General features: G+C 55.2%; 16 protein-coding genes and 1 pseudogene. 10 read left to right on the top strand and 7 right to left on the bottom strand.

What is annotated here, in order from left to right:
• Nucleotides 1-128: 128 nt before the first annotated feature.
• Nucleotides 129-1,046, top strand: a pseudogene (locus ACYVB2_RS11930) (AraC family transcriptional regulator); the annotation flags it as partial.
• A 39-nt stretch (nt 1,047-1,085) separates the two neighbouring features.
• On the opposite strand, the gene ACYVB2_RS11925 reads toward ACYVB2_RS11930, so the two are convergent.
• Nucleotides 1,086-2,135: an AraC family transcriptional regulator gene (locus ACYVB2_RS11925; RefSeq protein ID WP_382433217.1), complete on the bottom strand. Its 1,050-nt coding sequence runs from the start codon at nt 2,133-2,135 to the stop codon at nt 1,086-1,088.
• Between the two features lie 139 nt (nt 2,136-2,274).
• Between ACYVB2_RS11925 and ACYVB2_RS11920 the strand changes: the two genes are divergently transcribed.
• The 7 genes from ACYVB2_RS11920 (at nt 2,275) to ACYVB2_RS11890 (ending at nt 14,517) form a co-directional block, all read left to right on the top strand.
• Nucleotides 2,275-3,252, top strand: a complete 978-nt coding sequence (locus ACYVB2_RS11920; RefSeq protein ID WP_382433215.1) for a Bug family tripartite tricarboxylate transporter substrate binding protein — start codon at nt 2,275-2,277, stop codon at nt 3,250-3,252.
• A gap of 137 nt (nt 3,253-3,389) precedes the next feature.
• Nucleotides 3,390-5,036 (top strand): 3-(methylthio)propionyl-CoA ligase, encoded by a 1,647-nt coding sequence (locus ACYVB2_RS11915; protein WP_382433301.1) that lies wholly within the window; start codon nt 3,390-3,392, stop codon nt 5,034-5,036.
• On the top strand, nt 5,033-6,088 hold the full coding sequence (locus ACYVB2_RS11910) for a YeiH family protein (RefSeq protein ID WP_382433213.1): 1,056 nt from the start codon (nt 5,033-5,035) through the stop codon (nt 6,086-6,088). Before ACYVB2_RS11915 ends, ACYVB2_RS11910 begins: the two co-directional genes overlap by 4 nt.
• A gap of 35 nt (nt 6,089-6,123) precedes the next feature.
• Nucleotides 6,124-7,734: a methyl-accepting chemotaxis protein gene (locus ACYVB2_RS11905; RefSeq protein WP_417398468.1), complete on the top strand. Its 1,611-nt coding sequence runs from the start codon at nt 6,124-6,126 to the stop codon at nt 7,732-7,734.
• A 297-nt stretch (nt 7,735-8,031) separates the two neighbouring features.
• The gene (locus ACYVB2_RS11900; RefSeq protein ID WP_382433211.1) at nt 8,032-9,576 is read left to right on the top strand and encodes a methyl-accepting chemotaxis protein; all 1,545 of its coding nucleotides are present in this window, start codon (nt 8,032-8,034) and stop codon (nt 9,574-9,576) included.
• 51 nt (nt 9,577-9,627) lie between these two features.
• Entirely contained in the window at nt 9,628-11,511 is a 1,884-nt protein-coding gene (locus ACYVB2_RS11895) for a sensor domain-containing diguanylate cyclase (RefSeq protein WP_382433209.1), read from the top strand.
• Nucleotides 11,512-11,592: 81 nt separating this feature from the next.
• Nucleotides 11,593-14,517, top strand: a complete 2,925-nt coding sequence (locus tag ACYVB2_RS11890) for a bifunctional diguanylate cyclase/phosphodiesterase (RefSeq protein ID WP_382433207.1) — start codon at nt 11,593-11,595, stop codon at nt 14,515-14,517.
• Here the strand turns inward: ACYVB2_RS11890 and ACYVB2_RS11885 are convergent.
• The 3 genes from ACYVB2_RS11885 to queE all read right to left on the bottom strand — a co-directional run bounded on the left by ACYVB2_RS11885 (nt 14,496) and on the right by queE (nt 16,840).
• The gene (locus ACYVB2_RS11885) at nt 14,496-15,761 is read right to left on the bottom strand and encodes a PAS domain S-box protein (RefSeq protein WP_382433205.1); all 1,266 of its coding nucleotides are present in this window, start codon (nt 15,759-15,761) and stop codon (nt 14,496-14,498) included. The genes ACYVB2_RS11890 and ACYVB2_RS11885 overlap by 22 nt on opposite strands.
• Nucleotides 15,762-15,825: 64 nt before the next feature.
• Entirely contained in the window at nt 15,826-16,191 is a 366-nt protein-coding gene (locus ACYVB2_RS11880; RefSeq protein WP_382433203.1) for a 6-pyruvoyl trahydropterin synthase family protein, read from the bottom strand.
• 10 nt (nt 16,192-16,201) lie between these two features.
• Nucleotides 16,202-16,840: a 7-carboxy-7-deazaguanine synthase gene (gene queE / locus ACYVB2_RS11875; RefSeq protein WP_382433201.1), complete on the bottom strand. Its 639-nt coding sequence runs from the start codon at nt 16,838-16,840 to the stop codon at nt 16,202-16,204.
• 239 nt (nt 16,841-17,079) lie between these two features.
• On the opposite strand from queE, the gene ACYVB2_RS11870 reads away from it, so the two are divergent.
• Together ACYVB2_RS11870 and ACYVB2_RS11865 are read left to right on the top strand one after the other, a co-directional pair.
• Entirely contained in the window at nt 17,080-18,858 is a 1,779-nt protein-coding gene (locus ACYVB2_RS11870) for a chorismate-binding protein (RefSeq protein WP_382433199.1), read from the top strand.
• Between the two features lie 42 nt (nt 18,859-18,900).
• Complete coding sequence (locus ACYVB2_RS11865) at nt 18,901-19,311, top strand: hypothetical protein (RefSeq protein ID WP_382433197.1); 411 nt, start codon at nt 18,901-18,903, stop codon at nt 19,309-19,311.
• Between the two features lie 15 nt (nt 19,312-19,326).
• On the opposite strand, the gene ACYVB2_RS11860 is transcribed toward ACYVB2_RS11865, so the two are convergent.
• From ACYVB2_RS11860 to nadB, 3 genes are read right to left on the bottom strand one after another with little or no spacing between them, the layout of a single operon-like run.
• Complete coding sequence (locus tag ACYVB2_RS11860) at nt 19,327-19,686, bottom strand: 5-carboxymethyl-2-hydroxymuconate Delta-isomerase (RefSeq protein WP_382433195.1); 360 nt, start codon at nt 19,684-19,686, stop codon at nt 19,327-19,329.
• Nucleotides 19,687-19,705: 19 nt separating this feature from the next.
• Entirely contained in the window at nt 19,706-20,086 is a 381-nt protein-coding gene (panD, locus tag ACYVB2_RS11855) for an aspartate 1-decarboxylase (protein ID WP_382433193.1), read from the bottom strand.
• 17 nt (nt 20,087-20,103) lie between these two features.
• The gene (gene nadB, locus ACYVB2_RS11850) at nt 20,104-21,684 is read right to left on the bottom strand and encodes an L-aspartate oxidase (RefSeq protein ID WP_382433191.1); all 1,581 of its coding nucleotides are present in this window, start codon (nt 21,682-21,684) and stop codon (nt 20,104-20,106) included.
• Between the last annotated feature and the right edge of the window lie 50 nt (nt 21,685-21,734).

Here is a 21,734-nt window from a genome sequence, read left to right as displayed (position 1 = left end):
TCTTTGTCTCCATATATCAAGGACAGTGGAGTCAGACTGTAGGGATGGGCTGCCCGCGGCGCTTTGCATCCAATGCCCAAGATTTAGCATTTCGTGCCAGAATCGGGTAAACACCAAGAGTTCATGCCATGGCCACACTGATCCGCTCAGCGGCACTGACCAAGTTCTTCGATATCGCCCGCGAAGTGGGCCTGCCACCGCAGGCTGCCTTGCAAAAAGCAGGGTTGACCAAAGCCCTGCTGGACAACCCAGACCAACGCATCCCCTCACGCTCGGCTTTGGTGCTACTGGAAGCAGCCGCGGCTCTGTCGGGTTGTCAATCTTTTGGCTTGCGCATGGCCCAAGCACGGCAACTGGCCGACTTTGGTGTGGTTAGCCTGCTCATCAGCCACCAGCCCACCTTGCGGGCCGCACTGGCCACCACCGTGCAATACCGCCATTTGCTCAATGAGTCACTGGCCATGCAAATTGAGGAGGTAGGACAAACCGCCATCGTGCGCCAAGAAATCGTGGCGGGCATCCATTCACGCCAGGCCACCGAGTTAGCCATTGGCGTACTGTTTCGGCTGTGCAGCAATTTACTGACCGACGGCTGGCGACCCAACAGCGTCAATTTCACCCATTCCCCGCCCAACGATCTGACACTGCACCGGCGCTTTTTTGATTGCCGTCTTGAATTTGGCAGTGAATTCAATGGCTTTGTGTTCAATGCCCGCGATCTGGATGCACCGCGTGCCTCCGCCGTGCCTGCCATGGCTGAATATGCCCGCCGGTTTTTGGAGTTTCTGCCACGCATCGAAACCAACACGCTGGTGGACGAGGTGCGCAAAGCTATTTATTTGTTGGTGCCCATGGGCCGGGCCAATATCCAACATGTTGCGCAAAGTCTGGGCCTGAGTGTGCGCAGCTTGCAGCGCCAACTTGATGCCGAACACACCAGTTTCAGCACATTGCTACACGAAGCGCGTAGCGAGTTGGCACAACGCTACCTGCGCAACCCACACTACAGCCTAACCCGCATCTCTGAGCTGCTGGGGTACAGCACTCCCAGCGCCTTCACCCGTTGGTTTCATACCAGTTTTGGCTTAGCCCCTATCCTCTGGCGGAGCCATCCCCCCAGCACCAACGGCCTCTTGTCTGCTGCGCCAGACGGTGACGCTGCAACCGAACTGGGTGCGAAACCAGTGCGCAAAGGCACTCGGACTGGAAAAGCCTAACAGGCCCGAAATTTCAGTCAATGGCAAGCCATTTTCTCGAATCTGGCGCAGCGCCAGCTCGGCCCGCACTTCATTGAGCAATTCAGAAAAGCAAACCCCTTCCTTAGCCAGATGGCGGTGGATGGTGCGCCTGTCCACATGCAAGTGGGCGGCTACTTGCTGGGCCGTACAGCGCCCGCCTGGCAACAAAGCGGCAATCAAATGGCACACCGTCTCGCGGGCGCTGTGCCCCCGGTCGTGCAATGCCCGCTCTAAATAGTCGCGTGCAAACCGGGCAATGCCCGGATCACTGCGGTGCAGCGGAAGCAGCAAATCTTGGGCACGGCACACAATACCGTTGTAATCTTGGTTAAACGCCACCACCGGGCCAAAGAAGGCCGAATGTCCACTGGGGTCGCGTGGGGGCCGGTGGGCAAAACACACTTGTAGCGGCTTCCAATGGTCGCCCAGCAGTTCTTGCAAAATGCGGAACATCACCCCCACGGCCAACTCCATGACCTGCCGCGCCAAAAACGTGGGCTGCACCAGCATCTCTTCACGGATAGTGACGGTGTCCTCCGTCTCGTCAATATGGGTGATCAGCAACGCATTGAGCAAGCGCAGATAACGGCACAAGGTGTTGAGTGCTTGGCGCGGCGTAGGCTCATCTTTCAGAATCAAGCTGATGGGCCCCAAGCTGGCAAAACTGCGCTGCACCACCATGCGCAGTGCAAAATCTTCCCGGCCACAAGCTTGGGCACTGCGCTCCAACAATTCACGCACCGCCTCGGCAGCCACCAGCGTTTCTGGGTTTTCTAGGCAACGGGTGGGCAAGCCGACCTGGCGCATCATTGCAGCGGCATCCAGCCCGCAGGACTGGGCCACCTCCAGATAACCATTGAGACTGGCACTGCGCACCACACGCATCGTGGAGATCATGGTTCATGTCCCAATTTCAACAAAGAATGTCCCAGATTATCAAACAAGCAGGGGCCGGTCTTTTTTACCATGTGCTACCGACAAGCAGTCAGCACAGAACTGCCGTCTGGAACCTATAAACATACATCAGGAGACACACATGCCCACTCGCCGCCGTTTCTGGTGCGCCACCCTTGGCACCCCCTTGCTGGCCTTGAGTTGCAGCTTGGCCCATGCTTGGACTGACAAACCCGTGACCATGCTGGTTCCAGCCCCCGCAGGCGGCAGCATGGATGTGATGGCCCGAATTCTGGCCGACCAGCTCAGCCAAGAACTGGGCAAAGCGGTGGTGGTGGACAACAAACCCGGTGCCGGCGGTGCCATTGCTGCCAACGCGCTCAAGAGTGCCGCCGCCGATGGTCAGACCGTGATGTTTACTGCCAACAACATCCTGACCGAAATCCCCCATGTGATGCGCACCAGCTTCAAGCCACTGAGCGATGTAAAGCCAGTGGCCGCAGTGGCCAAAACAGGCATGGTGATGGTGGCCGCCCCCACGCTGGAACCCAAAACTCTCAAGGGATTCATCAGCTACGCCAAGACCCATGCAGGCCAACTCAGTTTTGCCTCCTACAGCTCTGGTACCAGCTCGCACTATGCAGGCATGATCTTCAACCAGAAAGCTGGGTTGGATTTGCAACATATTCCATTTGCAGGCTCCCCTCCAGCCCTGAGTCAGGTGATGGGCGGCCAGATCGCCATCATGTTCGATGGCATCGTCACCTCGCGCGCCATGATCACTGCGGGCAAGCTGCAAGCCTACGGCGTGGCCAGCAAAACGCGTTCGCCGTTGCTGCCCGATGTACCTACCCTGTCAGAACAAGGCTTTGCCGACCTCAACTTTTCTAACTGGCTGGGTGTGGTAGTAGCCAGCAGTGTGCCCGCAGACACCGTAGAGCGGATGCACGCCACCCTCACCAAGGCAGCTACCGCAGCCAAAGTGCGTGAGCGCATGCAGCAAGCGGGCTATGAGCCGGTGCCCTCGCAAACCCCCAAAGAACTGGGCCAGTCGCTACAACAAGACTATGAACGCAATGCCGCCATCGTGAAGGCATTCCATATCCAGCTCAACCCCTGAACGCTGGCTGCGGCACGCTGTCACGACAGCACCTGCCCCCCCACTGCCCCGACCTGTTCTACGCCCTCTCTGTGCAGGGAGGCGGGGGGCTGTTTTTTCCTTTTTGACTGCTTTTGAACCAGAAAGAGCCTTTTGCGATGTACGGCCAAATGATGCACCAACCTTTGTTGATCTCCTCTCTGCTGCGCCATGCCGAACGGCACCACAGCGAGCAATGGATCGTCTCCCGCCGTGTGGAAGGAGATATCCACCGTTATACCTACAAAGATATGGCCGCCCGTGCGCGGCAATTAGCCCAAGCCTTGCAACGCCTGGGCCTGACCCCAGGCCAGCGGGTGGCCTCACTGGCTTGGAACAGCTATCGCCACCTGGAGTTGTATTACGGTGCCTCAGGCTCCGGACTGGTGCTGCACACCCTGAACCCCCGCCTGCACCCCGATCAAATGGCGTGGATCGCTCAAGACGCCGATGCACAGGTGCTGTGCTTTGACCTGACTTTCCTGCCACTGCTCGAAGGCGCTGCCCACCAATTCAGCCACATCCGGCATTTTGTGCTCATGACCGACCGGGCACACATGCCACAGCACACATCGCTGCCGCACTTGCTGTGCTACGAAGACCTGCTGGCTGCCGAGACCGGGCTGTACGACTGGCCCCTGCTGGATGAGCAGGCCGCCTCCTCGCTGTGCTACACCAGCGGCACCACCGGCAACCCCAAGGGCGTACTCTACAGCCACCGCTCCACGGTACTGCACAGCCTTGCATCGGCGTTGCCAGATGCCTTCAACCTCTCCGCACGCGATGCCATCTTGCCCGTGGTGCCGATGTTCCACGTCAACGCATGGGGCTTGCCCTATTCAGCCTGCATGGTCGGGGCCAAACTGGTGTTTCCGGGCCCGGCGCTGGATGGCAAGTCGCTGTATGAACTGTTTGAAGCCGAAGGCGTGACGATGGCCGCTGGCGTGCCTACCGTTTGGCAGGGGCTGCTCCACCATGTGCAATCGCAGCAATTGCGCTTTAGCACCATGAAGCGTACCGTGATTGGCGGCTCGGCCTGCCCCCCAGTGATGATCAACACCTTTGAGGAGCAATACGGCGTGCAGGTGATCCACGCTTGGGGTATGACTGAACTGAGCCCTATGGGCACAGTTTGTACGCTCAAGAACGAGCAACAAGGTTGGCCACTAGAGCAACGCCGTGCCATCCAAAACAAACAAGGCCGCTCGATTTTTGGCATTGACATGAAAATCATTAATGCCGAAGGAGAGGAGTTGCCCTGGGATGGGGTGACTGCCGGTGAACTGATGGTCAGCGGCCACTGGGTGGTAGACAGCTATATCCATGGTCAGCACAGTGCCACGGTAGCCGATAGACAAGGGCGCTCGTGGTTCCCCACCGGCGATGTGGCCACCATCGACCCCCAAGGCTTTATGAACATCACCGACCGCAGCAAGGATGTCATCAAATCGGGCGGCGAGTGGATCAGCTCCATTGACCTCGAAAACATAGCCATGTCGCACCCGGCTGTAGCCATGGCCGCTTGCATTGCCGCCCGCCACCCCAAATGGGATGAACGCCCGCTGCTACTGGTGAGCATCAAACCGGGCGCAGAACTTGACAAAGACACCCTATTGGCCTTCTACGGCGACAAGATTGCCAAGTGGTGGACGCCAGACGATGTGATCTTTATCGATGCCATCCCGCTGGGGGCCACCGGCAAGATGCTCAAGCACCGTCTGCGCGAACAATACCAAAACCACTTGATCGACCAAGGTCTGCAATGAGCCTCTCTTTGCCCCCCCATTGGGCGCCCCTGTGGCCGGGTCTGATGCTTTCGGCCATCATCGCGGTGGCCGCTCTGTATCTGGCCGAACACTACGGCGCACCAGTCATGCTGTTTGCCCTGTTGCTGGGCATGGCCGTCAACTTTCTGTCCACCGAAGGCCGCTGCAAGCCCGGCATTGAGTTTGCAGCACGGCAAATCTTGCGCGCTGGCGTGGCCCTGCTGGGGCTGAAGATCACGGCCGGACAGGTGCAAGCCATGGGCTGGCAGCCGGTAGCCATGGTGGTGCTGTCTGTGGCAGTCACTATTGCGTTTGGCATTCTGGCCGCCAAGCTGATGGGGTTTCAGAAGTTCTTTGGCTTGCTCAGTGGGGGTGCCGTAGCCATTTGCGGTGCCTCGGCGGCTTTGGCTATCTCGGCGGCCTTTCCGCAACACCCGCAGAAAGAACGAGCCACCCTGTTCACGGTCATTGGCGTCAGCACCCTGTCCACCATCGCCATGGTGCTCTACCCGATAGTGGTACGTGCTTTGGGGCTAAACGATTTGGAGGCAGGGCTTTTTTTGGGCGGCACCATCCATGATGTAGCACAGGTGGTGGGGGCCGGTTACAGCATCAGCAACCCTGCGGGTGATGCCGCTACGGTGGTCAAACTGATGCGCGTTGCCATGCTGGTGCCGGTGATTGTGTTGGCCGTTTGGATGACGCGCCAGCACATGCTGCGCCAACGCGAACAAAATACCCCCGATGACGGCATTACCTTGAGTGACAGTGGCGCCCGCCCACCATTGCTGCCTTGGTTTGCCGTGGGCTTCATTGTTTTGGTGGTGGTCAACAGCACCGGCTGGTTGCCGACCTGGATGGTCAGTGGCGGCAACGAAGTGTCGCGCATGTTTTTGGTCACGGCGATGGTCGCCATCGGTATGAAAACCCACCTGAAAGACATTTTGACCGTGGGCTGGAAGCCCGTGGCGCTGATGGTGTTGCAGACCCTGTTTTTGGCCGTGCTGTTTTTTGGTCTGATGCTGATCCACCGGCATTGGTCTGGCATCTAAGCGAGCACTAACCAACGCCAGCACCCGATAAAACCATGCGTCTCTCCGATTATTCCATTTCTAGCCGCCTGACTGCCGCTTTTATGCTGGTAGCTTCGCTGGGGGGTCTTCTGGGCATTTTTGCCGTTTACAACATGGGGCAACTAGATGCCGCTGACACCGCCTTGTATGAACGCGATACCCTGGGGCTATCGTTGGCCAAAGAGGCTAATGTGCAACGCTATGTGGGGGTAGTGGCGCTGCGTGATGCCATTCTGGCCACCACGGTTGCCGAACGGGCGCAGGCGCTGGAGCGTATGCAGCAATGGCGCGCCAAGAGCATCGACCTAATAGAACAAGCCCGCCAAAAAGCGATGGATGGGCCCACCACAGAAGCTATCCGCAAGGTGGAACAAGCTTGGGCTGCCGATGAGCAAAGCGTGCAAGAAATGCTCAAGCAACTACAAACCGCAGAACTGCATGCCAACAGCCCCATACTGCAATATCTGCACCGCCATGCCATGCCACGCAGCATGCAGGTGGGTCAGTCTATGTTTGAACTGACCGAACACTTTGAACGCAATGCCAAACAAGTCTCTGACAACAATACGGTGCTGTACGAGCGCAGCCGCAATATCACTTTGGCTTTGGCTGCCTTGTGTGTGCTATTAGGCATCGCGCTGGGGGTGCTGATCAGCCGCAGTGTCACTGCACCGCTGGCCCAGGCCGTGGCCGCTGTGCGCAGCATGAGCACCGGAGACATGCGCATGGCGCTGCATCCACAGGGCCAAGATGAAGTGGCCCACATGCTCCATGCGTTAGAACAAATGCGCCAGCAACTACAGGCCATCGTGGTGCAAGTGCGCCAAGGCAGTGGTGCAGTGGCCAGCGCCAGCACCCAAATTGCCCAGGGCAACCAAGACTTGAGCGCCCGCACCGAAAGCCAGGCCAGTGCCTTAGAACAAACCGCCGCCAGCATGGAAGAGCTGAGTGCCACCGTGCGCCACAACGCAGACAACACCCAACAGGCCAACCAACTGGTGCAAAGCGCCGCCACAGTAGCTACCCAGGGAGGGCAAGCCGTCACGGAAGTGGTATCTACCATGAAAGACATCAGTGATGCCAGCCGCAGAATGGCCGACATCATCGGCGTGATTGACGGCATTGCCTTTCAGACCAATATTTTGGCGCTCAATGCAGCCGTAGAAGCGGCCAGAGCAGGAGAGCAAGGGCGTGGTTTTGCCGTGGTGGCCAGCGAGGTTCGTCATCTGGCACAACGCAGCGCCACCGCCGCCAAAGAAATCAAAGCGTTGATCACCGAAAACATCGACCGTGTAGGACAAGGCAACACGTTGGCCGAGCGGGCCGGGCACACCATAGACGAGGTCGTGACGCATATCTACCGTGTTAAGGGTCTGATGGGAGAGATCAGTACCGCCACCACCGAACAAAGCACCGGCATGGCCCAAATCGGCGAGGCCGTAGTGCAAATGGACCAAGCCACCCAGCAAAACGCTGCCTTAGTCGAAGAGATGGCAGCTGCGGCAGACAGCTTACGCCTACAAGCCCAAGATTTGGTACACGCCGTCGCGGTCTTTCAAACCGACCCAAGTGACGCGGCCCCCTTCACTGAAAGCGTCTCCCAGCCCACTCGCTTGCCTGTCTAAGCCGTCTTTACCTGCCGCCGCAGCCATGTGACGCCATACCGGCACACGGATCAGTGCACCTTGGTGCTCATGGATGGTGCCTGATCTCCGCGTTGTCTTCATATTTTCAGCCCCCAGTGCAGCCTATCGGCTGCACTCTTTGCCTCCCAGTCATTGGTGCTAGGGCTTCTCTGAGCATTTAGCGATTGGGCAACCTTCTAACAACATGGGCACAAGGGCGTCACACATGACGCTGCCGGTTTGATTGGCTCCATCTACGGGGGTTTTCTTTTTTAGTTTGCTTTCAAAAGGTTGATCATGCGCAACAACCAGCCTGTCACTGGGCAACTTTATGAGTTTTCGGCTGATACCACTCTGATGTCCACCACCGACACTCGGGGCCGCATTGTGTATGCCAATGCAGCCTTTGTGGATGTGAGTGGCTTCACACGCACAGAATTGCAAGGCCAGCCGCACAACATCGTGCGCCACCCCGAGATGCCCCCAGAAGCATTTGCCGATATGTGGCACACGCTGCGTGCTGGTCAACCGTGGACGGGCCTGGTTAAAAACCGCCGCAAAAATGGCGACCATTACTGGGTTCGGGCCAATACCGTGCCGATCGTGCGCAACGGCCAGCAGACAGGATACATGTCGGTGCGTACCCCTGCCCTAGCCACCGACAGTGCCGCTGCCGAGCAGTTCTACCAACACCTGCGCACCGGCACTACACGCCAGCAAAAACTGCACAAAGGCATTCTGGTGTATTCCGGCCTCAAAGCGGTGCTCAGTTGGGGCCGCACAATGGGGGTGCGAACCCGCATCCGGCTGCTGATTGGCAGCATGGCACTGCTCAGTGTGGGCGGCGCTTTCGCCATCCGCACTCTAGGGGGCGAAGGTGGGATGGTGCTGTTGTGGATATTGCTGCTGGCAGGCTGCATTGGTCTACTGCTAGAGCAACACATTGCCAAACCGCTGGAACAAGTGCAGGCAATGGCACTGAACGTAGCCACCGGTGCCAACCACATGCCTGCCCACATCGACCGCGTCGATGAAATCGGCATGACTTTACGCACCGTCAGCCAATTGGGCCAGATGTTTCGTTGGCTGATTGACGATGTTGCCAGCCAAGCCACCTCTGTGCAACACGCCGTGCGTGAAATTGCCCAAGGCAATGTGGACTTGAGCCACCGCACAGAGCAAGCGGCCCACCATGTGGCACAAACCAGTGCCTTGATGGCACAAATCACAGAGAGCGTACACCACAGTGCCCAAACCGCTGTGCAAGCACAGGAAATGGCGGGCGGCGCCACACAATCGGCACACCACGGCAGCCACACCATGCAGCAGGTGATTGCCACCATGCAGACCATCAGCCAGTCCTCGCACCAGATTGCCGACATCACCAGCCTAATCGATGGCATTGCCTTTCAGACCAACATTCTAGCGCTCAATGCCGCCGTGGAGGCCGCCCGCGCAGGAGAGCAAGGACGGGGTTTTGCCGTGGTGGCCGATGAAGTACGCACGCTGGCCCAGCGCAGTGCCCAAGCCGCCAAAGAGATCAAGGCGCTGATTGACAACAGCACCCACCAAGTAGAGACTGGCACCCAATTGGTCGATGCCGCTGGACAAGCCATGTCCGACATCCAACATCGCGTTCAACAAGTGTCAAGCATGATTGAAACCATCAGTGCCTCAGCCCAGAGCCAAAGCACCAAGATCGTGCAGATCAATGATGCGTTGGCGCGTTTTGATGCCATCACTCAGCAAAACGCCGCTCTAGTAGAACAAGCAGCGGCAGCCTCCGCCTGCCTGCACGACCAAAGCACGCATCTGGCCGAAGCCGTGCAAGTCTTTCGCTGAGAACACCCACAGTCTCTCTCCCTTGTTTGCCTGCCATCGCCAGCCCTGCCCATGACTAACACCCCTGATGCATCACCCTCCCCCTCCTCGTCGGGAACCTTGCGCAACAACCTCATAGCCTTCTTTTTAGCCCACCGCAACCACAGTCGGCGCAGCATTGCCTGGATCATCAGTTGCCTGATCTGGGGCAGCATTGCGTTGTTGTCTTTCCAAACGTGGTCAGACTATCGTGCCCAAGAGCAAAACGCCTATAAGCATCTGTCGGACACGTCCCGACAAATTGAACGCGGCATCGTCGACCTTTTTGCCACCAACCGTTCCATTTCGAATGCCATCCATGAAGCCGTTCGGCGCAACCAACACAGCCGCTCCAGTTGCCCCTTGGTTTGCCAAGATGAGCTCAAATCCATCCGCCGCCTCTACAACGAACTCACCCCCGGCATTGAGCTGCTGCTGCTCGACGTCACAGGCAAAGCCGTTGCAGAAACCGACCCGGATCTGGTGAACCGCTTGGTGGGTCTGCCAGAAATCATCGATCAATTCAAAGCACGGGGCGGCATCCAAGCAGATGTTCGTTTTGCACGCACGCTCTCCCACGCCCCAGCCTTCATGATCAGCCGGGCCATCCGTTCGCCAGCTGGCGACTTACAGGCCATTGCCATATTGCTAGAGCCGTTGTCGGTCTTAGACGCGGTGTTTGACGTTCCCCTGTTAGGCGAAGGCCGCAATGTCACATTGCTCGATGCCAAGAACACCCTGTTGGTCAGAAAACCCACGCCATTGACCGTCAATATCGGGCAGCAACTCGAACCTATGGATTACTCCCATGCTGGCCCCGGTGCGGGTAGTTTTTGGATCAGGTCGCCGATAGACCGCGTCCAGCGCCTGACTATCAAACGCAGTTTGCCCTATGCCCTGACCTCCGGCGAGCTCATCCTGTTGGTAGGTCTGAGCCCAGCCGACTATTTGGGGGGATGGGTGTTCAGTACCATTGTCAACGGGGGCTTGATTTTATTACTGATTACTGCTTGGCTATGGGGTCTAAACACCATGCGTACAGCCATAGAAATCCAAGAACGCTTAGAGATTAATGCCCACGTCACCCGCAAAGTATTGATGGAGCTTCCCATTCCCATAGTGATTGTCAACCGTAACACCCATGTGATTGTGCGCAGCAATACTGCCATGATCGAATGCTTTGGTGCTTTGGCAGGAGAAGAGCAGCCGCTCGACCGTCTATTCAAAGATATTGATATTTTTGAAGACTGGTCACGGGCCGCAACCCCCATCACCCTTGTAGAGCTGATGACGCGCGCCGGAAAGATACATGCAGAAGTTCACTGCACTAATGTGGCCGAACTGGACGCCTATGCTGAACCTTGCCTATTGCTGGTGATTGTAGATGTCAGTGATCGCGTAGAACGTGAACACCATTTAAAAACCGAAGCCTTTACCGATCCACTCACTGGTTTAGCCAACCGCAGAAAATTTTCGTTGGAATCTAAAAATCTGATTGCAGAGGCCCATCACCAAGGCCATGATTTTTCTATTATTTCTATCGATCTAGACCATTTCAAACATGTCAACGATGAATATGGTCATGATGTCGGTGATCAAGTACTGATAGCGACTGCCAAAACAATTCAATTGATGTCCAGAGATCAAGATATTCCTGCCCGCATGGGAGGGGAAGAATTTTCTGTATTGCTACCCCAATCTGGCCTAGAAGAAGCGCGTATGCTTGCCGAAAGAATAAGGCATACCATGGCTACAACACCTATTCCGCTAGCCAATGGCAAAATTCTGCATGTAACGGCCAGTTTGGGCATAGCCACTTGGCAAGAAGGAGAGCAAGACATTCAAAATGCACTCAAACGTGCTGATGAAGCATTGTATCGCGCCAAAGAGTGCGGACGCAATCGTGTCATGGACTAAGGGGAATCATTCTATTCACCATAGCTGGCTAGCTGGATAGATCGGTATCAATCCAGCAGTAGCAATAGTCAAAAAATTTCTATGACACTGAATCTCAAAAGCCTGCGAATTCACATTATTGCCTTGCTTGGCATGGTAATGTTTTTGGTCATGCTGGTTGCCGTCTTTCGGGCCTACGAACGGCGCTCGTCAGATATTTCTAAAGCACTGCTGCAACTTCAAACCCAGACAGATGCCATAGCCATACAGCAACGACAGTTACTACAAGGCATCAACACGCTGGCTAATACGATTTTAGTTAATCGAGATTTAGGCTCTTTGAATTCACGGCAGTCCTGCATTGATACACTAGCCCGTTTTCAAGAGTGGAACCATGCCCTCGAAAGCGCCTCTATCCTCACCCCCGATGGTGAAATGCGCTGCTCTACTTTGGCCAATCAATCTCAATTCAGGGGAGAAATTTCTCGAAAATTCTTACAGCATGTGCAACGTAGCATTTATCCCGTACAGCATGACCCCATGGTATCTGGAATGACTGAAAAATGGTCATTACCGATTGCGGTCTCTTTACGCAATGGCACTGACCCACCCAAAGGCATTTTACTTTTATCTTTTAATTTGGATTTTCTTCGTATACAGTTTCAGAACAATCCGTTGCAATCCTTGATGCGCATGGGAGTTGTTGATCAGCGAGGTACTGTATACACCCATTATCCAGATCCTGCCCGCATGGTGGGTCAAGACATCAGCCAAACTCCTTTTCATAAAAATATATTGGAAAAAGGAGGACGGGGCATAGGGGAAGAAAATGGCTTGGATGGTCAATCTCGCATCTACGCCTTCACTCCATTTATAGAGACGCCTTCAGGCACAATTTATGTTTGGGTCAGTGTTTACAAGAAAACTGCTACTCTTGTAGCGAATCAACAATTTCAAGAAGCTATTTTTGTAGGGTTTATTCTAACCGCCTCCTCTTTTTTACTGATCTGGCTTGGCAGTGAAAAACTATTCCTGCAACCATTGGCTGCAATTACAAATGCAGCCAAACGTTTAAGCCAAGGCGACTATCTTTCACGCACCGGAATTCCACATGACTCTAGTGAAATTGGACAATTAGCAACCACATTTGACGACATGGCTCTGGCCATGATGGATAAATCAGAAATTTTGCGCTTAAACCGAACATTGCGTGTATTAAGCAGTGTAAGCAGCACCATCATTCAAGCAAAAAATGAAGAGGATCTTTTACAAAAAATCTGCCAAGTTATTGTTGACACAGGAGATTATTCACTGGCATGGATAGCTTTCCGAAAAAATAGCACAGAAAAAGAAATGAGAATTGTTGCGCATTATGGTGCAAATATAGATATCTTAAAAAAGATTCCTCTCAGCTGGGGTGGTGGCGAATACGGCCACGGCCCGAGCATGCGTGCATTTACTTCGGGCTCTATCGAACTGGTACACCATTTAGAAAAAGACCCTGGTATCGGCCCATGGCGCCAGATTGTAAAAGAACGTGGCTACCGTTCAGTCATAGCCCTACCCCTGAAAGAGCATGGAGATTCATTTGGCATATTGTCCATTTACTCCACCCAAACCAATGCCTTCTCTCCAGAAGAAGTAGAACTTCTGGAGAAAATGACAGAGGAATTAACATTTGGTATCTCTAATCATCGTGCTCATCAAGACCGTGCGCGCGCTGAAGAGCTTTCTGCCCGTCAAAGAAGATTTGATCTTGCCACAGGCCTACCCAACTCTATTGAACTTGATTTACAGCTTTCTAAATTTATTAATGATGCCAAAAGATCTGGCGAAGAATTATCCATCATTATTCTTAAAATAGAACGCGTTTCTGATATTCAAGACGCCATAGGATTTTTTGGCGCCGACACCATTACCAAACAAGTTGGCATTTTATTGGCTCAAGAAGTAGGGCCAATTTATTATGTCGCCCGCATTTCACACGACGTTTTCTCCATCATTATTCCGATATCTATCGAGCATCCAAACAAAGCGGCCATTCGCCTGCATACTTTATTTGAAAAACCGTTTGAATACTCTGGAATTCCTATCGATGTGCAGATAACTATCGGAATTGCACTTTTTCCGAAACATGCCAGTGATCCAGACACATTACTGCGCCTTGCCACTATTGCAACACGACAAGCCATCGTCGAAGAGAATTGGTTCTCTTTTTACAGCGACCGCTTAGAGAAAGGAAAAATTGGTCAATTAACTTTATTGTCTAATCTACGCAAGGCCATTCGGGAAGGTGAATTAATTCTTAATTATCAACCCAAGGTATGTACGACCACTATGGCAGTGACTGGTGTAGAAGCACTGGTGCGCTGGAAGCATCCAGAGCGCGGAATGATTCCACCGAACGACTTCATACCTTTGGCAGAACAGACTGGCCTCATTAAACCTCTGACTTACAAAGTCTTGGCGATTGCTATGCAGCAAGCAGCCCAATGGAAAAAATCAAAAACAACCGTTCGGATTGCCGTTAACATTTCTCCCAACTGCTTACGAGACACTAATTTCTCTCAAAGATTAACAGAAATGTCAGAACAGTTTAACATTCAATTAAACTATTTTGACCTCGAAATCACCGAAACCGCACTCATGGAAAACCCGGAGGAATTTCGAGAAATACTGGTTAATTTATCAAAAGTTGGCATGAATGTTTTTATTGATGATTTTGGCACGGGATACTCATCGCTGGCTTATCTGGCAAAACTACCTATTCATGCCTTAAAACTTGATCGCTCGTTCATCATACAAATGGACGACACCAAGCATGAGTTAATTGTAGCCAACACAATCACACTGGCACACTCCCTCGGCATCAAAGTAGTCGCAGAGGGTGTAGAAACTGAAAATTCTGTCAACCACCTCAAACAAAGGGGTTGCGATGAAATTCAAGGCTATATTTACAGCAAACCGTTGGCTGCAGATGATTTTTTACAGTGGCATCGATTATTTCAAGACTCTTTTTCTGCCTGATTCAAAAAATACATCATTGCTGCTCGACCAGCCCACTGAATCGATGACACTCTAATCTTAAAATATATCGAATCCCCTGAAGCTGCACGCAATCTGTATTTGCGTACACCTTCAAAACGATGTTCCGCACCTGCTTGCTGAAATTGCTGCAATAGTAATGCACGGTCTTCTAAAACAAGAAAATCGATAAATGGCCGCCCAATCATGCTGTCAATAGCATACCCCAACATCTGTCGGATCTTTGGATTAGCCATACAAATGACAGCATCCTGCACCACGCATACGCCTTCACTACTGTCTTCAATCACTTTCACAAAACGCCTTTCTGCTTCTGCCAAAGCGCGCTCTGTATCACGGCGCATATCTTCTGCCATCGCATTACTCGACTTCAGATCCGTCAACTGCTCCATAATTGTGGGCGCAGCGGAAAGGTTATTTTCTTTTGCAACTGCCGAACTTGGTGCATTGACCAGTTGATGCAAATCAGCAACAGACCCCCCGACAATTGCACGAAAACTGCGGCGTACCTGCCAAAGCAACCACAACAGCCCTACCCCACAGATAGAAAATGCCACCATCAATACATTTGCACTGATCTTAGATTTTCGTACATCATTGTCTGTACGCCCATCCACCATCTGATTAAAATCAGCAATCGGCTGCATGATATTAAACTTTGCTTGATGGTACAAATCGTTATGCAGCATCTCAATAGCAGACCAACGCTGCAATGAGCTTTTCTCACTGGCATCGGTCAATCGCATAGCCATGCGCTCAATACTTACCAGTTGATCAGATTTATTTTTTGCATCTGACAACTTTCTTAATTCATCTCCTGTAAATCCAGCTTGATTCATACGCTGAATCAATGGCGCTATCTCTCCTTTTGAAGAAGGTCTTTTTCCACCCAAGGCCAGATCCCAATACACATTCTCATAACCAATAGGCCGTGGCGCAATACCATTGCGTATATCTAATATTTCTTGATAGTTCTCTTTGTATTGAACGTCCCCCGTGACGGCATAGGTTCGCATCATGCGCGTCAGATCATCGGATGACTGACGCAACTCAGAGGCCAACTGCCACGAATGGAGCCGTTGCTCATTGGCAGCAATGAGCCGTGATACCGAAAACGCATAGGCACCAAACAAAGCAGCACAAACAACGCACATGGCTACGGTGAGCCAAAAAATCATCGTAAAACGATAAAGCCGCTGTGTCGTCACTACGTTCTCCCCATCCATTACCTTGTCAGGCAGGGTGGATCATGCAGCACATTTCCTATGGGTCTCAAAGGGTTTATACCCATCACCGCAGCTCTAATGTGCAGCTATCGCCCACGGCGTCACGCCAAACACGCACGCGGCTGGGTGCTGGCTGCATATCGGCCAGCGCCTTGGCAATAAACAGGCACAAATTCTCCAGCGTGGCTGGCCCCAAGTCCGGCACTTCATCGAGCAAATGGTGGTCGAGTTGCTCGCGCAGCAACGAGAGGCGCTGACGCAGATGCCCAAGGTCTATCACCATGCCACTGACGGGGTGGCGCGGCCCAGTAATAGACACTTCGGCATGGTAGGTATGGCCGTGGATACGGCGGCTGCCTTCGGCCTCAATCTCGCGTTGCAGGGTGTGGGCGGCGTCAAAGAAAAAACGTTGGCTGACAGTAAATTGCATGGTGATGGTGTCAACGAATACCAGTGAGTTTGTGGGTTTGCAGGCTCAAGCGCCAAGCCGGGCGTTGCAGGCAGGTTTCAATGCACTGGGCGATGTGTTGCGCCTGCTGGCTATCGTCCAAAGGCTGCAAGAAGCGGTGCTCAAACTGCCCCATCGTTTCGAGTTGTGCCAAATCCAGCCCCACTTGGGGCCAGACCACTTTCAGTTCTTGACCTTGCTGCTGCACCCAATCGGTGCCTGCCTTGGGACTGACGCACAGCCAGTCAATGCCGGGCGGCGCCAGCACAGTACCATTGGTCTCTACAGCAATCCGAAAGCCCTGCTGGTGCAAGGCATCTATCAAGGCCGTATCTACTTGCAGTAATGGTTCACCGCCCGTCAACACCACCAAGCGATGGTGTGCATCCTCGGCAGGCCAGAGCGCAGCGATCTGACCGGCCAAGGCGGTGGCGTTGTCAAACTTGCCACCCAAGGTGCCATCCGTGCCGACAAAGTCGGTATCACAAAAACGGCACAAAGCACTGGCACGATCTGAAGCACGGCCACTCCAGAGATTGCAGCCAGCAAAGCGACAAAACACGGCGGGCCTGCCAGCTTGGGCGCCTTCGCCTTGCAGGGTGTAAAAAATTTCCTTGACGGAGTAGCTCATGGGGGTGTGGTTATATCTTCCGTGGCACGATGCTAGGGGCGTGCGAGTCTATGCTATGCAGCCCCTCCAAGTACACCCCGTCCACCAGCCCCATAAGATCGGCAGGGCCACTCACCCCCGACCAACCTCTCATCTACCGACCAGCGATCCCGCGCCTGCCCCGCCATGTCTACCGACAACCACAGCCATCATGACCGGAACGACTCCCTCACAGACACGGCACGATTCTGGAGCCTGCTGTGCATTTGACTGCCAAGATCGATTTTTCTGACCCGCATGGCGGCCCTGACGCAACCCGCCTGCGCCATGCTTTTGGCACTCCACAACATATTCTGACCGCCACCACATGGTCAGAGGTGCCTGCCGTGCTCGATGGCGTACAGGCGGCCGCAGAAAAAGGCGCTTGGTGCATAGGCTACCTGCGCTATGAGGCAGCAGGTGCTTTTGATATAGCCCTGCGTACCCACCCCGCTGATGGCCCACTGGCTTGGTTTGCCGTGTATGGGCAGGCACTGCCTTGGCCAGAAGACCACCCCACCATCCCCCCAGCGCCCACCTTGCACTGGAGTGCTCCTGCACAACGGCCAGTGTTTGATGCGGCCCTGCACCAGATTCAACAAGCCATTGCCAATGGCGAGTATTACCAAGTCAACTACACCGCGCAGATGGTGGCCGCTATAGATGGCATGGCGCACGGTGCCGCGCCCGCATTGTTTGCCGCCTTGCAACGGGCACAACCGGGGGGCTATGCAGCCTATATCGATACAGGCCATGAGCAGGTGCTGTCGGTATCGCCCGAACTGTTCTTTGACTGGCACAGCCAGCCCCACGGGGGGGAGATACTGGCCCGGCCCATGAAGGGAACAGCCCCACGGGGCCACACACCCGAACAAGACACCGCCCAAGCCACCGCCTTGCGCAACAGCCCCAAAGAACGTGCAGAAAACGTCATGATCGTAGACCTGCTGCGCAACGACCTCTCGCGCCTTGCCACCCCCGGCAGTGTGCAAGTGCCACGGCTCTTTCATACCCAAGCCCTGCCCGCGGTTTGGCAAATGACCTCGGATGTGCAGGCACACACCCGTGCTGGCACCAGCTTGGCACAGGTGTTTGGTGCCTTGTTTCCGTGCGGTTCCGTCACCGGCGCGCCCAAAGTGCGGGCCATGCAGGCGATTGCCGCGCTAGAGACGGGGCCACGGGGTATTTATTGCGGTGCGCTGGGTGTGGTGCGGCCCCTAGGCGATGGCAGCATTCATGCCACGTTTAACGTCCCCATCCGCACCGTGGTACTCCAAGGCAATCAAGCACGCTGCGGTATTGGCAGCGGCATCACCGCAGGCTCCCAAGCCAGTGCAGAATGGAACGAGTGGCGCCACAAACGCGCCTTTGTGGAGCAAGCAAGCATGTCTTTTGACCTTCTGGAGACCTTGGCACTGGAAAATGGCCAATGGCGTCATGGCACTGACCATCTGGCCCGATTGCACCGTGCGGCCCAGCATTTTTCTTACCCTTGGGATGCCCCCCGCATCCACCAATGCTTGGCAGATCTGGCGCAAGCCCAACCACAGGGGAACTGGCGCGTACGTTTGTTGCTCGATTCCAGTGGTCAACCCAGTGCCCAAGCTTTTACGCTAGAAGCATCCCCCCCACAGGTGCGCCTGCAACTGGCTACACAGCCACTGGCAGAGGCGCACAGCCCCTTTGTGCACCATAAAACCACCCACCGCGCACACTACGATGCCTTCACACCCACATTGGCAGGCATCTACGATACGGTGTTGTACAACGAAGAAGGCGAAATCACCGAATGCACCCGAGGCAATGTAGCCATGCTGCTGGATGGTCAATGGGTCACCCCGGCATTGCACTGTGGCTTGCTGCCCGGCGTGGGGCGCGCGGTGGCCCTGCGCAACGGGCGCCTGCGCGAGGCGGTGGTCAGGCTGGAGGACAGGCCACGCATACAGGCATGGGCATTTCTGAACAGCCTGCGCGGCTGGATCGCTGCCGAGCTGATCTAAGCGCGGGCACCCAGCAGTAGACGATGGCACAGGGAGGCAGTGATGGATGAACTCGATGGAATCCTCAAGGGTCTGATCATCATGGCCATGATCACCGTGGCCGTGGTGGTGTGGTTTTTGGTGGCCTCCTTGGCGGGGGAATACTTTGACCATAAACCCGTGGTGCCCGACGAGCCAGAAGAAAAAGAAACACCACCCGCAGCCCCGGCAGCCCATGTGGCAACGGCGGCGGCGGTATCACGGCCCGCACTTGATCGCACGCCCGCTGATCCGCGCCTGCTGGCTGCGGTGTCAGCACGCAACTGGGCAGCGGCCCACCAATTGTTGCGTGCTGGGGTTTCGCCTCGGGGAGTAGATACCCAAGGACATTCGCTGTTGGACTTGGCGCTGCACAAAAAGGATGAGCAAATGGTGCAACTGCTCAAATCGCATGGGGCCAAGCGCAGCAGCTAAGCCCCATTGCCCTGTTTACAGCCTATCCTTGATATAGGAAGGGCGATCCATATCGACAATTTCTACGCTCAACTGCACCACCAGCCCCTCGGGCTGGGGTGTGAGGCGGCGCAACACAGCAGCAATGCGCTGCGAGAAGTCGAGCTTGGCCTCGGGGCTGCGGCCCGAGAGCAAACGCAATTGGACATGCACAAAAGCCCGGCCCGCGGTTTGGGTGCCCACAGCGTAAGACGCATGGGCCACACAGCGGCTCTTGAGGTCAAACTCGTCGGCAATCTCTGGGCTGGCGGTGACGGTCTGGTTGAGCTCGGCCAGCATTTGGGCTTCAGGGAAACCGCTCAGGTTACTGGAGTATTCAACGGTCAGGTGGGGCATGGTCAGCTTTCAGCGGGCATCAGAGTTGCTGGGTGGGCACATGGTGGCGCAGCTCGGTCTGGCGGTTGTTGTCATCGACAAACACCAGTTCTGGCTCGTGCGTTTTCACCTGGTCTTCGTGCACTTGGGCAAAGGCTGCAATGATGAGCAAATCGCCCACACAGGCACGACGTGCTGCCGAGCCGTTGACAGAGATCATGCCGCTGCCACGCTGGCCCTTAATGGCGTAGGTGACAAAACGCTCGCCGTTGTCGATGTTCCAGATATGCACCTGTTCGTTTTCGGCAATGTTGGCAGCGTCGAGCAGGTCTTCGTCAATGGCGCAGGAGCCTTCGTAGTGCAACTCGCAATGCGTGGTCTTGACACGGTGAATTTTGGATTTGAGCAAGGTACGGAACATGATGGATACGTCCAATTTCAGTGGGTAAGGGGAGGAACAAGAATGGTGGGGGCCGCCGGTGCGGCCAGACTGGGGTAATCACGGCTGTAGTGCAAGCCTCGGCTTTCACGGCGCATCTGGGCCGAGCGCACGATCAGGTCGGCCACCTGCACCAGATTGCGCAGCTCCAGCAGGTCACGCGTGACATGAAAATGGGCATAAAACTCTTGGATTTCTTCTTGCAGTAGCCGAATCCGGTGTGCAGCCCGCTCTAGGCGCTTGTTGGTGCGCACTATGCCCACATAGTCCCACATAAAGCGGCGCAATTCATCCCAATTGTGCGAAATCACCACAGCCTCGTCGGCGTCTTGCACCCGGCTATCGTCCCAGCGTGGCAGGGCCGGAATCAACGAGCGCGGTGCAGCAGCAATAGCTTGGGCGGCAGCACGGGCAAACACCATGCACTCCAGCAACGAGTTGCTCGCCAGCCGGTTAGCCCCATGCAAGCCGGTACAGGCCGCTTCGCCCACGGCATACAGGCCGGGCAGGTCGGTGCGCCCGGCCAGATCGGTCAGGATACCACCGCAGGTAAAGTGGGCACTGGGCACGACTGGAATCGGGTCTTGGGTGATGTCAATGCCCAACTCGGCGCAGCGCGCCAAGATGTTGGGGAAATGCTCCTGCAAAAACTCCGGACTCTGGTGCGAAATATCCAAATACACGCAATCGAGGCCGTGCTTTTTCATCTCAAAGTCGATAGCCCGGGCCACGATGTCGCGCGGGGCCAATTCGGCACGGGGGTCGTGGGCCAACATAAAGCGGGTGCCATCGGGCAATTTGAGCTGACCGCCTTCACCACGCACCGCCTCACTGATCAAAAAAGATTTGGCGTGCGGGTGGTAAAGGCTGGTGGGGTGGAACTGGATAAACTCCATGTTTGCCACCCGGCAACCTGCACGCCACGCAGCGGCAATGCCATCGCCGGTCGAGGTGTCAGGGTTGGTGGTGTAGAGGTACACCTTGCCCGCGCCACCAGTAGCCAACACCGTTTGTGGCGCGCGGAAAGTAATCACCTCGTCGGTTTGCTCATCCAGCGCATACAAACCCAGACAGCGTTGCCCCGCCAGCCCCAGCTTTTGGCTGGTAATCAAATCAACCAGCGTGTGGTGCTCAAACAGCGTGATGCCCGGCGTAGCACGCACCACATCAATCAGCGTCTCTTGCACCGCCGCGCCGGTGGCATCGGTAACGTGGGCTATGCGCCGGGCGCTGTGGCCGCCTTCGCGCGTGAGGTGCAGCTGTTCGCCCTCTAGCGTGAAGGGCACCCCCAAATCCCGTAGCCAACCGATGGCCGCTGGGGCGTTTTCCACCACAAAGCGCGTGCTGGCCAAATCACACAGCCCGGCCCCAGCCACCAGCGTGTCTTCAATGTGGGCGGCAAAGCTGTCGCCATCGGCCAGCACTGCCGCAATACCCCCTTGTGCCCATGCACTGGAGCCATCGTGCATGGTGCGTTTGGTGATCACGGCCACGCGGTGCGTAGCGGCCAGATGCAAGGCGGCAGACAAACCAGCCAAGCCACTGCCCACAATCAGAACATCAAAATCGTGTGAAGCCATAAAGAATAGAAATAAGAAAAGAGCGCCCACCAAGGGCACGGCATGGAGGC

Source organism: Giesbergeria giesbergeri (genome assembly GCF_054779375.1).
Note: the sequence above shows the minus strand (reverse complement) of the source record. Positions and strands in the feature narration are given on the sequence as shown.

Bases quoted from the DNA above. Each gene is read 5' to 3' on its own strand.
- ACYVB2_RS11925 (WP_382433217.1), bottom strand. From the start codon at position 2,135: ATGATCTCCACGATGCGTGTGGTGCGCAGTGCCAGTCTCAATGGTTAT.
- ACYVB2_RS11920 (WP_382433215.1), top strand. From the start codon at position 2,275: ATGCCCACTCGCCGCCGTTTCTGGTGCGCCACCCTTGGCACCCCCTTG.
- ACYVB2_RS11915 (WP_382433301.1), top strand. From the start codon at position 3,390: ATGTACGGCCAAATGATGCACCAACCTTTGTTGATCTCCTCTCTGCTG.
- ACYVB2_RS11910 (WP_382433213.1), top strand. From the start codon at position 5,033: ATGAGCCTCTCTTTGCCCCCCCATTGGGCGCCCCTGTGGCCGGGTCTG.
- ACYVB2_RS11905 (WP_417398468.1), top strand. From the start codon at position 6,124: ATGCGTCTCTCCGATTATTCCATTTCTAGCCGCCTGACTGCCGCTTTT.
- ACYVB2_RS11900 (WP_382433211.1), top strand. From the start codon at position 8,032: ATGCGCAACAACCAGCCTGTCACTGGGCAACTTTATGAGTTTTCGGCT.
- ACYVB2_RS11895 (WP_382433209.1), top strand. From the start codon at position 9,628: ATGACTAACACCCCTGATGCATCACCCTCCCCCTCCTCGTCGGGAACC.
- ACYVB2_RS11890 (WP_382433207.1), top strand. From the start codon at position 11,593: ATGACACTGAATCTCAAAAGCCTGCGAATTCACATTATTGCCTTGCTT.
- ACYVB2_RS11885 (WP_382433205.1), bottom strand. From the start codon at position 15,761: ATGGATGGGGAGAACGTAGTGACGACACAGCGGCTTTATCGTTTTACG.
- ACYVB2_RS11880 (WP_382433203.1), bottom strand. From the start codon at position 16,191: ATGCAATTTACTGTCAGCCAACGTTTTTTCTTTGACGCCGCCCACACC.
- queE (WP_382433201.1), bottom strand. From the start codon at position 16,840: ATGAGCTACTCCGTCAAGGAAATTTTTTACACCCTGCAAGGCGAAGGC.
- ACYVB2_RS11865 (WP_382433197.1), top strand. From the start codon at position 18,901: ATGGATGAACTCGATGGAATCCTCAAGGGTCTGATCATCATGGCCATG.
- ACYVB2_RS11860 (WP_382433195.1), bottom strand. From the start codon at position 19,686: ATGCCCCACCTGACCGTTGAATACTCCAGTAACCTGAGCGGTTTCCCT.
- panD (WP_382433193.1), bottom strand. From the start codon at position 20,086: ATGTTCCGTACCTTGCTCAAATCCAAAATTCACCGTGTCAAGACCACG.
- nadB (WP_382433191.1), bottom strand. From the start codon at position 21,684: ATGGCTTCACACGATTTTGATGTTCTGATTGTGGGCAGTGGCTTGGCT.